The organism is Citrobacter sp. T1.2D-1 (assembly GCF_950098555.1).
GTDB lineage: Bacteria > Pseudomonadota > Gammaproteobacteria > Enterobacterales > Enterobacteriaceae > Citrobacter_A > Citrobacter_A telavivensis.
On sequence record NZ_CATNHH010000001.1, the window covers coordinates 709844 to 723569 of the forward strand.

General features: G+C 54.3%; 15 protein-coding genes and 1 pseudogene. All 16 read right to left on the bottom strand.

The window, feature by feature from the left end; all coding sequences use genetic code 11:
* Nucleotides 1–672 carry a DsbA family protein gene (locus tag QQZ17_RS03340; RefSeq protein ID WP_152401579.1) on the bottom strand — a complete coding sequence of 224 codons (672 nt, stop codon included), beginning with the start codon at nt 670–672 and terminating at the stop codon, nt 1–3.
* A 59-nt stretch (nt 673–731) separates the two neighbouring features.
* Nucleotides 732–932, bottom strand: coding sequence for a DUF4762 family protein (locus tag QQZ17_RS03345; RefSeq protein WP_152401577.1), 201 nt, complete (start codon nt 930–932; stop codon nt 732–734).
* 89 nt (nt 933–1021) lie between these two features.
* Nucleotides 1022–1681 carry a DNA-binding response regulator gene (locus QQZ17_RS03350; protein WP_152401575.1) on the bottom strand — a complete coding sequence of 220 codons (660 nt, stop codon included), beginning with the start codon at nt 1679–1681 and terminating at the stop codon, nt 1022–1024.
* Between the two features lie 23 nt (nt 1682–1704).
* A complete protein-coding gene (locus QQZ17_RS03355) occupies nt 1705–2253 on the bottom strand; it encodes a fimbrial protein (RefSeq protein ID WP_152401573.1) in 549 nt (182 codons plus the stop codon).
* Nucleotides 2254–2262: 9 nt separating this feature from the next.
* Nucleotides 2263–3318, bottom strand: coding sequence for a fimbrial protein (locus tag QQZ17_RS03360; RefSeq protein WP_152401571.1), 1056 nt, complete (start codon nt 3316–3318; stop codon nt 2263–2265).
* Entirely contained in the window at nt 3318–3941 is a 624-nt protein-coding gene (locus QQZ17_RS03365) for a fimbrial protein (protein WP_152401569.1), read from the bottom strand. Before QQZ17_RS03365 ends, QQZ17_RS03360 begins: the two co-directional genes overlap by 1 nt.
* 17 nt (nt 3942–3958) lie before the next feature.
* Entirely contained in the window at nt 3959–4672 is a 714-nt protein-coding gene (locus tag QQZ17_RS03370) for a fimbrial biogenesis chaperone (RefSeq protein WP_152406245.1), read from the bottom strand.
* Nucleotides 4673–4744: 72 nt separating this feature from the next.
* Nucleotides 4745–7219: a fimbria/pilus outer membrane usher protein gene (locus tag QQZ17_RS03375; RefSeq protein ID WP_152401567.1), complete on the bottom strand. Its 2475-nt coding sequence runs from the start codon at nt 7217–7219 to the stop codon at nt 4745–4747.
* 63 nt (nt 7220–7282) lie between these two features.
* Nucleotides 7283–7831, bottom strand: a complete 549-nt coding sequence (locus QQZ17_RS03380; RefSeq protein ID WP_152401565.1) for a fimbrial protein — start codon at nt 7829–7831, stop codon at nt 7283–7285.
* A gap of 74 nt (nt 7832–7905) precedes the next feature.
* The gene (locus QQZ17_RS03385; protein ID WP_152401563.1) at nt 7906–8436 is read right to left on the bottom strand and encodes a fimbrial protein; all 531 of its coding nucleotides are present in this window, start codon (nt 8434–8436) and stop codon (nt 7906–7908) included.
* A 494-nt stretch (nt 8437–8930) separates the two neighbouring features.
* A complete protein-coding gene (gene napF / locus QQZ17_RS03390) occupies nt 8931–9464 on the bottom strand; it encodes a ferredoxin-type protein NapF (RefSeq protein WP_152401561.1) in 534 nt (177 codons plus the stop codon).
* Nucleotides 9461–10057 (bottom strand): TorD/DmsD family molecular chaperone, encoded by a 597-nt coding sequence (locus QQZ17_RS03395; protein ID WP_152401559.1) that lies wholly within the window; start codon nt 10055–10057, stop codon nt 9461–9463. Before QQZ17_RS03395 ends, napF begins: the two co-directional genes overlap by 4 nt.
* Nucleotides 10058–10149: 92 nt before the next feature.
* On the bottom strand, nt 10150–10923 hold the full coding sequence (locus tag QQZ17_RS03400; RefSeq protein ID WP_152401557.1) for a dimethyl sulfoxide reductase anchor subunit family protein: 774 nt from the start codon (nt 10921–10923) through the stop codon (nt 10150–10152).
* The gene (locus QQZ17_RS03405) at nt 10916–11542 is read right to left on the bottom strand and encodes a DMSO/selenate family reductase complex B subunit (protein ID WP_042321258.1); all 627 of its coding nucleotides are present in this window, start codon (nt 11540–11542) and stop codon (nt 10916–10918) included. Before QQZ17_RS03405 ends, QQZ17_RS03400 begins: the two co-directional genes overlap by 8 nt.
* Nucleotides 11543–11555: 13 nt before the next feature.
* A pseudogene (locus tag QQZ17_RS03410) lies at nt 11556–13493 on the bottom strand (DMSO/selenate family reductase complex A subunit); the annotation flags it as partial.
* Nucleotides 13494–13509: 16 nt separating this feature from the next.
* A partial coding sequence (locus tag QQZ17_RS03415) for an IS1 family transposase (protein WP_001457314.1) occupies nt 13510–13726 on the bottom strand: 217 nt, incomplete at its 5' end.

Here is a 13726-nt window from a genome sequence, read left to right on the forward strand (position 1 = left end):
TTATTTATCCTCTTTCAGCAATTGCAGCATGCGCTGCGCAAATTGAGGAAATTCACTGTCCTGGGCCACCACATAGCGTTTATTGATAATAAACATCGGCGTCGCGTTAATGTCATAGTGTGCGGTAATGGCCGCCATCGTGCTGAGACGGTTTTTTACCGCGTCACTCTGGCGCAGGGTTTTAAATTTATCCGCATCAATCTTGTTTTTTTCCAGCCAGGCATTCAGTACCTTCTCATCGGTGAGATCGACATTGCGCGTAATAACGGCGTTATAGGCGCTGTCGCGAACGTTCTTTTCAATCCCCATCTCTTCCAGCGTGGCAAAAATCGGGGCGTAAGCGGCAAGGCCGCTGTTCTCACTGGTAATATGGATCGAGGTAAACGAACTTCCCGGCGGCAGCGTGCGAGAAAATTCCGCCAGATTCTCTTCGTTTGCCGCACAATAATGGCAACCGTAAGACATCACTTCGATAATACTGCGCGCTTCTTTGATCGGACTATTCGCAATTTGCTCTGCGCTGACTTCACGAAAAGCCTGCGTTTGCGAGCTATCCGTGGCAAACGTATTAAAGACAAAAAGGTGATAGCAAAGCACCGTTATCAGCGAAGAGATAACGATCAGAAACAGTGAATAGCTAATAATGGTGATACGTTTAAATTGGGTCGCCATAGTATTCTCGCAGTGGAAAAATAAACCTGGAGGCGCGGGTACCTCCAGGCTATAGCCAATTAGAAGCGGTTCGGAATCCCACCACACTTGCTGGCATTTGCATCTTTCATTGACGTGGTGCTACCGTGCTTATCCGTGCAGGTTGTCAGTTCCTTACAGGAGGTCACACCACCAACGGTGACGTTCTGATACGTTGTTTCGCAGGTTTTACAGGTTCCGCCCACAACGTTAGCCACTTCGATTGCAGTTAATTTTTTCATCTCTGTTTTCCTTACTTAGGGTTTAATGTAGTGCAATCATTTGCACCGATAGTTCGGCGAATGCTACTGCCGAAAAGACTTTTAACGGGTCACGGCATAATTCCCTTGAACACCGTAAATAACGCAATGTTGTTTCTGATATTCAGTCGCTTCATTAAGTGCCGCTTGATATAGCTCAGGCGTCGGACATCGATATTTACCTCGCAGGAAATCTGCGACAGCGATTTTCCTTTGAATATCTCTTCCATCAGCCACCATTCATTACCGGAAATCGTATAATTCACTTCCCGGCGGTGCAGTCTTCTGCGCGTGTAATTCACCAATGAATAGCTAAAGCAGCATCCCTGACGTCGTTGATCCAATAATTCCTGAAAAAAAGGGGTGGTATTGGCGAGATTCTCGCTTTTCAATAACCAATGGGCGTTTGGCAAGAGCGCATAAAGCGTGAAAAATAGCGGCATGTTGTGCTCGCTTAATAAAATAATCAGATTCTTATTTTCACGCTGATAGAAATTATTCATGAGTTGCAGCGCACGAATCCGCTCCCGCGGCAGGCTGTCCAGATCGCACAGGATCCACAGGCAGCAGTCATCATTAACGCGAGTCTGTAGCTGCCAGATAAGCTGCGTGTAGTCATCCGTTAAGGAATATAAAACGTCCGTCTGCTCCGCGAGCAAACTGGCAATGACCGTTTTTATTCCTTGCGAAAAAAAGAGATCTTTATTGTAAAGAAAACACCGATACTCCATGCCTCAATTCCCTGTTGATGACGTTACTGATAGTTCAATGTGTAATTTGCCGTGGCGGTAAAGGGGCCGGTGGTCAGGGTGCCGTTTGCTAAGGCAGCAGGTTCGGCTTCAACAAACGCCTGGAAGTTAAGCCGCAAAACGGTGTCGCCGATCGCGGTCGGACGAGTCGCCACATTCAGACGCACGGGCGTATCGTCCTCTTCCAGCAGGCCAACCCCGACGCCACCCGCATTGCCCGGTGACGTCGCGCTGATCGCCAGTCGGTCCGCCAGATTGCCATTGGCAGCCCCGCTGAACGTTACCGTCACAGAATTAAAGACGTTTGGCGTGCAATCCTCTAATTTGATCGTGAACGGAACAGGTACTGTTTTGCCGTTGATATACAATGACTTTGTCGATATGTTTCCGAAATCGACCGGCACCCGTTCTGACTCGGGCGCAATGCTGCACGGGTAAGCCATCACTACGCCGTTGAAACTGAGATCGCCGCCAATCAACTCCCCCAATGCCCATACCGGGGCCGGAGCGAACGTCGTCAATAAACAGGCAAAGATCATTGTTATGCGATGCATATTCCCTCCTTACTGGAATTCAGCCACAACCGTTGCAGATGCATGGAACTCGCCTTCCGGAATGACTGAGGTGACGTATTTCGCCACCGGTGCGGCAGTCAGGTTCCAGTCGCCTTCGTTATTGGCAAACCCCGGTACGTTATAGAAGGTGTTCGGCGCCACCGGGTTACCCTGACGGTCACGCAGCGCAATACCCAGTTCGGAACGATCCGTGGTTCCTTGCGTACTCAGGTATTTGCCGTCATCAAACGCCGGATTGGCCTGCTGGATCCCTAATTTGATATTCAGTGCGCCCTGGGCAAAACTGCCGCCCTCGCACTTCACATGAATCGGCACGTTTTGGCTGTAGTTGGTGCCGTTCAGCCGACTGCCGTTCCCCGGAATGTTGCCGAAGTCGACGACGATCGGCGTTCCCTGATTGACGATGCATTTATCCGGTACGGTGATGACGCCTGAGGCAATGGTGACGCGCGACAGCGGGGTTTGCCCCATGGCCCCCGGCCCCAGACGGCCAAAGAGTTTGGCGATTTCAGAGCCTTGCAGATTCACCCCGTTGATAATCGGTTTGGTGATCATAAAGGTCACCCGCCCCCTCGCACCGGAAGCGAATTGGTTTTGCAGAATGGTGCTGGGGACGTTACAGAAGTTCTGATCGGCGCCGTTTGAGACGTTCTCGAACGGCACGGTTTTATAGTCTTGCAGATTACCACCGATGTAGATCTCAATTTTGACGTCCATATAGTCGTTGAGCTTGAGGTAACCCGGCGTCATGCCGGACTGCGTTAACGTCGCTTGCGCCATGAAAAATACCGGCTGATTACTCATCGGCTGTGAGCAGTAAGCGCGCCCCTGGAACATTCCGGCCAGGTCGAATTCATCGGTAACCGTTGCGCCCATCTGGTTGTTGGTAATGTCATGATTAGAAATATTAATCAGATAGTCGTAGGTGCCGTTCACCGGTTCAATTTCACCGTCCACCACGGACCACGCCGCGCCCGGCAAGCCGAGCGTGCTGAGTGCCAGTAAGACCGGCAATTTGCGGCGGAACAGGCCTGACAGTTTCATTACAAGTACTCCATCTTCAGGCGGACCAGGCTGCTAAAGTCGCCCGCGCTCACATGCAAACCGGTGGATTCCAGCGCCGCCATAAAATTCAGCTCACTGTCACCGGAATTCACCAGCCAGGGGGCATGGGTCTGGCCGACATCCAGCGCATTCCCGTCCTTATCGAGCAGGCGCACGCCCGCGCCCTGAGTCGTACCGTGGGCGCGTAACAGCTGTCCGTTATTGTGGTCGGACTCGCCGACAAACGTCAGTTGCACCGCCTGCTCCCCGGTGCTGTAAGCCCGCCAGTCATTCCCGGTGGTTCTGGAAGCCAGACTCCCTCGCGACTGCGACGCCCCTTTCAGGCAGTCCTTCAGGTGCAACTTGAAGCGCACCGGCTCGCTGCGATCGCCCGCCTGACGAAAATGCTGCGCGCTGATCTCGCCCATCTCGACGTCCTGAATGCGCCCTTGTGTCATCAGTACGCAGGGAGAAGCAAACACAGAACCGTGAAACCGGACAATGCCGCTATCTTCGCTGACATGTTCCTGAGCGTTATGTTGTGGCTGCGCCGGCACATCCGCCCCGCACTGAAACGCCACGCCCATCGCGAGGAGGGCCACAGTGGTTAAAGGATTTTGCATTGTCAGGTTCCTCCTGGTTAGCCCTGCTGCGCGGGTGGAAGCGCTTTGCAGGTGTTGCCATCGCAACGAAACTTCAGCTCAGGGTGTCCGCCATAATCGTTCACGAACATCATGGAAAACTGACTGACATTCCCGTCCGTTACCGCAAACTGCTGGCTCGATTTGGGCGCGATCATGATCCCCGGAAATTGGGTGATCTTCTGTCCAGCCCCTTTGGACAGCCCAAGGATCGTGACGTAATAAGGCGTTGGGTTCTGTACCGTCATCTGGCTGCCGTTTTTATGGAACACCACCTGGTCCTGCCAGACTTCACTTCGGGTCTTCGGGATCACCGCCGCCGGGCGGTAAAACAGCTTGATGCGCGACTGCATGGCCAGTTGCAGCGTGTTCGGTTTATCCGGCTTCGGCGGGATCTCTCTGACGTTGAGGTAGAACAGGCTCTCTCTGTCCTGCGGCAGCTTTTCAATCCCGGCGGTTTTGGTGACGCGCGCGATCCCTTTCTGTCCCCCGTTGATCCGCTGTAGAGGCGGTAACACAATCAGTGGTGACGTAATCTTGTTGCCTTTTTCATCCTCTACCCACGACTGGGCGAGGAAGGGAATATCCGGGCTGGTGTTGGACAGATTGGCACTCGACGAGGCCTCTTTCTCCGTAATAATGACGCGGGTCCGATCCAGAGAGACCCCTGCCTGCGCGTAGCCGCCAATCATGCTCAGCGCCCACGCCGCCATCAGATATCCGTTATGTCTTTTCTTGCTCATTTTTGGCCTTTTATTACAGTGAGAAAACTCGTTGCGTCGAGGTTAACGACACGGCAAAAACCCGTTCGCTCGCCCGTCGTTTGCACCTGGCGGGATCGTGACCTGACATTGCTGTTTGCCGCCCCACATCACGTTCAGCGTTTCGTTAGCATTGACCCCGGCAAGCCAGGCTTGCCCGTCTTCCAGCACCATCGCGACGCTCACCCCATCGGTGTTGTAAATTTCCGCGCCGAATGGCGGTACGCTGCCATCCGCGAGGCGCAACGTCCCCATCATCTTCATCCCCTTCGCCATGCCGAAGGCCTGATAGCCAATCGCGCCTTCCGTCAGGGTCGTTGTACTGATGGCTTTTGACGGTTCGACATCACTGTCCATCGCATCCACGTCCACGCGGGTGTCAAAGCTGTTGTAGCTCACCACATCCGGCACCACGGCAATGCCGTAGCCGTTAGTCCTCGACTTCTTGCCATTGAGCGGAACGCCGCCAATGCCGTTGGTATCCACCATGACGCGTGCCGTATTGATCGTTGCGCCGCTGTTATGCATCGCCGCGCCGTGGCGGGTTGCCGTGAAGCCGCCGCGCAGGGTGGTGCTCAGCGCCATGTACTGGTTCTGCTGATAGCTGGCGTTGGTATTAATTTCTGCCAGTTGCGAACGATGCTGGTAATAGCCGTCAACGCTGGCGTTACCGCTCTGGCTGGCGCCGGCACGAATACGCCACAAATTGTTGTAATCACTGTTGTCGGTGTAAGACGCCATCGGACTGGTTTTGCCGTTGTTGGTCTGGATATCCAGCCCCGCCCATTTGTTGTCGCCAATCGGCACCGACAGCGAGAAGGAGATCGAGTCGTCTTTGCGCCCTTTGTAATCGGTACGGTAAGCGGAAAGGTTGGCAGAGATGCCGTTGATCTCGCCAATCCGGAAGGAGCGTCCCACAGACATACCGTAGCGATCCTGGCTGCGCTTATCCCAGTAGTTCTGGTGCGTCCAGGTGAGAAAGACGGTCGTCGCCTTCCCCGCTTCGCCAGCCCAGAACGTTTTATTCCCGGTGATGGTATAGAGCTCTTTTTCGCGTCCCAGATGGTCATATCCCTGGTAACGTTCATCGAGGTATTGCGACATTGAACGGAAGTCTTCCTGCGAGAACCGGTAACCCGCGAAGGTAATGGAACTGTTGTATTCGTCGAAGGTTTTGGCGTAACTCAGCTTGTAAGAGGTCCCTTTCAGTCGTTTACCGTCAGACTCGCGACTCCATGACTCGGTGGCATCAACGGAAATGGCGCCAAATGCGTAGAGATCGCGCCCAATACCCAACGACGCCGCGGTGTACTCTTCACCGGAAGACTGTAAGCCGCCGTACAGCGACCAGGCGTTGCTGACCCCCCAGGAGAAATCGCCGGAGAGGAACGTCGGGCCCTGCATTTTATGGTTGTAGCGGGATGGCGTACCGCCTGAGATGTTGTAACGAACATAGCCCGGACGCGTGAGATACGGAATGTTGGCGGTGTTCACCTGGAAGGTCGACACCGAGCCGTCCTGCTCTTCAACGCGCACATCGAGCGTACCGCGCACCGAACTGCGTAAATCCTGAATATTGAACGGTCCGGCGGGCACGGTGGTTTCATAGATGACGCGCCCACTCTGGCTGACGGTCACTTTGGCGTTGGTGCGGGCGATACCATGAATTTCAGGGGCATAGCCCTGTAACGCCGGTGGCAGCATCCGCTCATCACTGGCAAGGTTGATCCCGGTAAAACGCACGGTATCGAAAACCTGCGAATTCAGGTAGATCTCACCCAGCGTCAGTTTCGCCGCGATCATCGGCAAGGGGCGGTAGGCGTAGATCTGGTTCCAGTCGAAATCGAATTGATGGTTCTGGCTGTAGTAGCTGGTCTGATACTCACCGCGCAGACGCCAGCCGCCGATGTTCGCCCCTGCCTGACCGTAGCCTGAAACTGCGCTGTAGTTTTCCTGGCCGTTGAACTGGCGAGTGAGTTGCCCGTTGAGGCTGTAATCGAACAGGAGCCCCGCGATCCCTTCATCCCAGCGTTCAGGCGGCGTCCAGCTCGGATCGTTATACTTCATCCACGCCTGCGGTACAGTAATTTCAAGCACGCCGGCGTAGTTGCTTAATTTCGCCCCCGGCAGGCTTTGCAATGAGTAGCAATTCTCATAGAGTTGAGTGACCTGCGCGCGCGCGTCATCTTTCAGCGCCAGCTTATCCAGCAGGTCGCCGCTGATGCACGGCAGCGTGCGCTTGCCTTCGGGAGCATCGATATAACGAATTTTCTCCTGGCCGACCGGTTGACCGTTAATGCGGATATCCAGCAAATAATCGCCAGGGGTGACATAGTTGTCGGTCGCAAAACGCGACAAATCAATCTGGGTACGCTCCGAAGCATCCAGGACATCGGTATTAAACTCTATGCTCTCCTCGGCACTGGCCGTCGCCGCGTAGCCGCTATTCATCACCAGAAGAGCAATCATCGTTATATGGGTTTTTAATTTTACCGACATGATTTTCGTCCCAAATAAATCCGTTAAATACGTTCTGCGTCCCGCGACGTTATTGTTATGCTGTTAGTGGTAATCCATAAAAAACTGCGCAACCGCAGTAAACTCGCCCGCTCTTATATATTTTTGAACCGGTACCAGCGATGCGGAAAATTTTAAAACGTTATCAGTCTCGCTCAGTTCATATCCCGGAGAGGGCTGACCCAGCGTTAATATTTCACCCTGACTGTCACGTAGACGAATACCGAAACCATCGGCTTCACCACTGACTAATAACGTGGTGGGATCGGATGCCGCCGCATTACCTATAAAGGTGACCGAGGCATAAGGATAAAGTGAACCATCGTTGCCCCGTTTCACCACGGAACAACCGGTCAGGCGTACCAATACTGGCCGCGTAATATTGCCTTCATCATTTCGATTAATCAGACTGGCAGACACATCGCCAAACTCAACCACAATATCCCGACTGTTCGGGTCAAGACTGCATGCCGCCTCAATCAGTTCACCGCTCATCGCTAATTTACCCGGCGTGACGGTGGATCCTAAAGCAGAAACCGACCCCGTCAGAGCACACAAATAAAGCGATATTATGAACATATTGCTTATTTTCATTTTGTCCCTCCCTGGTACGATCCCTGATTTAAAAAAGTGCGGGATAAACTCCCGCACTCAGAACGTCGGGTGGATTACTGATAAGCAATCTCGAAGTTAACCGTTGACTGGAAAGAACCCGCAGCCACGGTTGCGCTTGCGCTTTCTGCTTTCACATAGGCGACAAACGGAATGCTGTTGGTGCCGTTAACTAACTGAACAGGTGTTGTAGCCGTGCCCCACACCACATCCTGGCTGGCGCTGTCACGCAGGCCGATACCCGCGCCAGAGGCGGTGCCAGAGGTGAATGCAGCCAGAGTACCGTCAGCCTGGTTTAAGCTGGTCGGGGTGTAAGTCACTTCTGCAGTTTGCGCCACGGTGATGTCGCAGTGCTGCAGTTCGATGTTCTGGTGTACGTTCCCGACGCGTGCACCGTTAGCCAGCGCAGAAACAGGAATTTGACCAAAATCAACGGTCACCGGGCTTGAACCAGGTGCCAGACCACAGGCGGTATTCACCAGTTCACCCTGGAATTCAATCACACCGTTCGTCGTGTCAGCTAAAACAGACATAGAACCCAGAGCAGCGGTGAAAGCAACAGCCATAGCAACTTTATTCATTTTCATAACAATATCCTGTTTGTACCAATATCCTGAGAAATAAAGAGTCATCACGTCGCAATCGTTATTTCGTTCTGCTGTAATCAACTCTTGGCTTTGTTCTGGAATTGTTCCGGCAATAATTAAATATGCAATAATATTAATTATCACCACTCCTTTGAACTGATGAAAATGCTACCAAATCCAAATTTCCACACAAAGCACTACATTTGCTGTGGAATAGATACGCATTGTTAACTCGCAAGGAGAAGAAAGGCGGATTTATATCTCGCGAAGCAGTGCGATTAATCCTAAATACATGATAGGTTTTTAACGGATATAAAATAAAAAATCAGAAGGGAGATTAGGATAATTCATAATTATAGTGAAAATAAAATAATAATTTAGGAAATCATTAGATATTTAGCGCGACGTTCAACATTAAAGACCTGCCTGCAAATCTTTTAACATCGCCAGTCACATCAAAACGGAAGGCCGCCTCGCAAATCCAGGCTGGAGGGTTATCTCAGACGAATAGCATCAGCGTTGCACTGCACCCGGCATTCGCCGCAGCCGGTACAGCGCTCGCTGTCCAGCACAGGGATCCCCGCCGCGCCGATGGCACAAGCCTGTTCAGGGCAGGCTTCGATACACTGGTTGCACGGGCGTAACGGATTAACGCAGGCAGAGCTGAACGTCGGGCGCAGGCCGGTATCAAAACGAGCCTGTACGCACAGCGCGTCGCTCGGGCATGCAGCGATGCACAAACCACAGCCATCGCAACTGGCATACTCAATCGCCAGTTGCGGGTAGCCGTCCTCATGTCGGGTCAGAATTCCCATCGGGCAGGCAGTAATGCACTGGTTACAGCGGGTACATTGCGTGATGAACTGCACATCAGGCACGGCACCCGGCGGCAGCGGATGCGTCAGTTGAGACACCGGCACCTGAGGCGCAGTGTGTTTTGCGGCACTGACAAACGCGCGAAACAGCCCGCGTCGACTGACGTGCCGGTGCGTCATCAGCGCCTGATAATATTTCTCTGACTTGTTCATCCGAAGTACAACCGTTTTACCACCGGTTGCAGCGCCCGTTGCTGCTCCATATCCTGCAGATAACGCGCGGTTACGGCGGCAAGGCGGGCATAGAACGGGCTCACCGGGCAGTCCTGTAACCGTTCCAGATAGCGATATCCCCACGGCAGAAGATACATCTCGAATAGCTGATCAACCGCCGCATCTTTGCCGGCCTCCAGCAGCGCGCTGCTGGCTAACAGCATCAGGCCAAACTGATCTTCGGGCTCACTCTGACGCGCGTCAAACGCCATTCCCTGAGACTGTAAAAAACCACGGTACTCCGCGGTGGTATCGCCCATCAGCAGATTATCGCGTTCCAGCCAGACGGAACCCCAGGGCGGCGCGGGCATATCGCCCTGCCCCTCGAACAGCACGGAAAATTGCCACGCCAGTTCATCATCGTCCGGCAACGGCCAGTCGGCACACAGTCTGGCAATCTGCACCGGATCGCGCCACGGGTACAGATCGGGCAGCGTGGGCAAACTGTCGAAAAGCGCTTTCACCTCCGGTCGCCCGGGAGAGTAGTAAAACAGGGCACCGAGGATACGGGGTAATACGGCAAGAGACGACATCTCTAAATACTCCTGAACGTGCCTGATGGCGGCTGACGCCTTATCAGGCCTACGACGACTACGGAAAAAGAGCGGCCGAGGCCGCTCACAGCTTACATCGGCAGCGTCCACAAATTGTAGAACGCAATCCTTCCCACAAGCTCCGCCACGATGACAATCAGTGCGGTCATCGCCAGAACGGTGACACTGGACTTCAGTCGCGCCCAGGTCACCACGCCAACAATCCCCACGGCCAACAGCGCCGCCTGCGCGGTAAACCAGCTGGTTTGCGCCGCCGTCAAGGCGCCGTCCGCACTCATCAACGTCGACATATACCCAGGACGCAGGCAGAAGCTGGCCAGGATCGCCAACACGCTGACCAGCAGACCCAGACGCAGCCCAAACAGTCCGGCCAGAATGCCGCCGCCAATCAGCGGCGTCAGCACCATCATCGCCGTTGTATACGAAGTGCGCCAGGTGACCACCGTCGGCAACTGGTAGATTTGCGGGATCGCCAGAATAAAGGCCACGCCCACTATCGCAGCCAGCCACACCAGCGCTTTACACACTGCGGTCGCCCCACGATTGAGAAGCAAACCAAGGGAACCCAGCCCGCCAAGCGTGGCAAACACCGCCGACAGCACGATTTCGTTGCTCATCGGCGAATGGCCTACGCGCAGCAGCATGTTCAACGCACGCAGCGGTTGCCCGACGTGGATGATCCCCAGCAGTACCCCAACGCCAAACAGACACATGACGGAGAACAGGCCAATGGCCATCCGCCGCGCGTCAATCTGCCCCAGCGTGCCGCCAATTAGCAGCAGAATGAACGCGCCGACCGCGCTTTGGGTAAAGACGGTAAAGAAGACCAGCGGTAACTCATGCATGGCGCACCTCCCCCATGTTCATAATGGCCCCTTCCTTGTCGCCCGTAGGTTTGGCCTTCGGGTGCGGCTTAATAATGAGGTTAGGATGGGTAAACGACGCGGCAGGCAGCGGCGCAATCTCATTTCCGGTGCCGTACTTCGCCCGCAGTTCGTCAATGGGACCGAAATCCAGCGCCCGCTGCGGACAGGAGTCCACGCAGATTGGACGCAGATTCTGCTCCAGTCGGTCGAGGCAGCCGTCGCATTTGCGCATCACTTTAGCCTTAGCATCAAACTGCGGCGCACCATACGGGCAGCGCATTTCGCAATAGCGGCAACCGACGCAGATGCTGTCATCGACCAGCACCAGACCATCCTCTTCACGTTTGTGCATCGCTCCGGTCGGACAACCGGATACGCAGACCGGCTCATCACAGTGGTTACAGGCGATAGAGAGATAGTAGGTAAAGGTGTCGTTGTGCCAGCTTTCCCCCTCTTTCACCCAGCTTCCGCCGCCGTATTCATAGACCCGGCGGAATTTCGGACCGACATCCAGATCTTTATTATCCTTACAGCTGACCTGGCAGGTTTTACAGCCTGAGCAGCGCGAGGAGTCAACATAAAAGCCATACTGTTTCATTGCAGATCACTCCTTAAGCGCGTTTGATTTCAACCAGGTTGGTATGCTGTGGGTTCCCTTTCGCCAGCGGCGACGGCAGATGACTGGTCAGGGTGTTGATGCACCCGCCAACGTCCACACCGTTGCTGTCCAGACGGGTCCACGCCCCCTGCGGCATCGCCACCACGCCCGGAAGAATACGCTGGGTCACCTTACAAGGGATCGCCACCACCCCGCGATCGTTGAACACGTGCACCAGATCGCCTGAGTTCAGTTGACGCGCGCTGGCGTCTATCGGGTTGATCCACACTTCATCCGGTACCGCTTCATGCAGCATCAGCACGTTGGTATAGGTTGAGTGGGTATGGCCTTTGGTGTGAAAACCGCTCAGCTGTAGCGGATATTTCACGGTTAACACTTTGTTCAGGTGTGATTCTTTCACTTCGCAGAACTCCGGCACCGCCGGGATACGATCGCCTTCCGGCAGCGTCCACGCTTTTGCGAGATCGGCCAGCGCCTGAGAGTAGATCTCAATCTTGCCGGATGGCGTAGTCAGTGGATTCGCCACGGCATCGGCGCGAAAATCAGCAAACGCCAGACTCTGTTTGTTTGTCGCGACGCGCTGGTCGATAACCCCCATCTCTTTCGCCACCGGCCATTCCGGCAGATACGGACGTTTTTCGCGGATCTGCTGATAGTGCATTTCTGCCCACTGCGCCTGCGTCCGCCCTTCGGTGTACTGTTCGCGCAAGCCAAGATGCCCGGCAATATCGGCGCAGATGTCGTAGGTGCTACGCACTTCCCACATCGGCGTGACCGTTTTCTGTAGGGCTATCATGTAGTTGTGAGAACCCGCTGCATAGGAGCTGTCCACCAGATCTTCCGCTTCGAGATAGCTGGTTTCCGGCAGCAGGAGATCGGCGTATTTCGCGCTCGGCGTCATGTGGTTTTCAATGACGATAATGGTTTCGCACAAACTTTCATCCGCGAGAATTTTGCGCGTACGGTTGGTTTCACCGTGCTGGTTCAACAGCGTGTTACCGGCCTGGTTGAAGAACAGCTTAATGCCGGTTTTCAGTTTGTCCGCCCCCTTCACGCCCATCGTGGTGGCCGTCATGATTTCAGGACGTTGAATCGCATCCGTCCAGAGATAGCACGGAATAGAGGTTTTGATTGGGTTGGTCAAAATCGGTAACAGCGGCACGCCGTACGGGGTGCCATAAGGCCAGTTACCGTTATTGGTTCCCGGCAGGCCAAAGTGGCCCGTCAGCGCAGGCAGCGTCTGAATGGCGCGCACAGTTTGCTCGCCATTGGCGTGACGCTGCGGTCCCCAACCCTGACAAATGTAACAGGCACGGGCCGAGGCGATTTCACGCGCCAGTTGGCGAATGCGCGTCGCCGGAATACCGGTTATCTCCGCCGCCCATTCCGGCGTTTTAGCGATACCGTCATCGCCCTTACCGGTCACGTAGTCTTTATAGCTGGCATTCGGCGCAGCGCCTTCTGGCAGCGTGCTGCTGTCATAACCCACGCAGTACTTATTCACTTCAGCTTCATTAATCAACTGTTCGGTAATCAGCGTGTGCGCGATACCGGCCACCAGCGCAGCATCGGTCGTTGGGCGAATCGGCAGCCACTCGGCATGCTCGGTCACCACCGAGTCGGTATAACGCGGATCGATAATAATCACTCGCGCCTTTGAGACTTCCAGCGCGCGACGTAACTCTTCAACCTGTCCGCCACCGGACATGCGCGTTTCAGACAAATTCAGACCAAACAGCACGACCAAATCGGAATGGGCAATTTGCGTAAAGTGGCTCCCGACATAAACACCATGGGTGTAGGGCGTTGCCGTGGCAATTTGCGCAGTGGAATAGGTGTTATGATAATTTAAATAGCCGCCGGTGAGATTCAGCAGACGCTTCCAGGCTGGCGTTCCCTGGGTATGGTAATAAGCGCCTGACTGATAATTAGGTAATGACTCCAACTTATTGATAGTGTTTTATGTTCAGATAATGCCCGATGACTTTGTCATGCAGCTCCACCGATTTTGAGAACGACAGCGACTTCCGTCCCAGCCGTGCCAGGTGCTGCCTCAGATTCAGGTTATGCCGCTCAATTCGCTGCGTATATCGCTTGCTGATTACGTGCAGCTTTCCCTTCAGGCGGGATTCATACAGCGGCCAGCCATCCGTCATCCATATC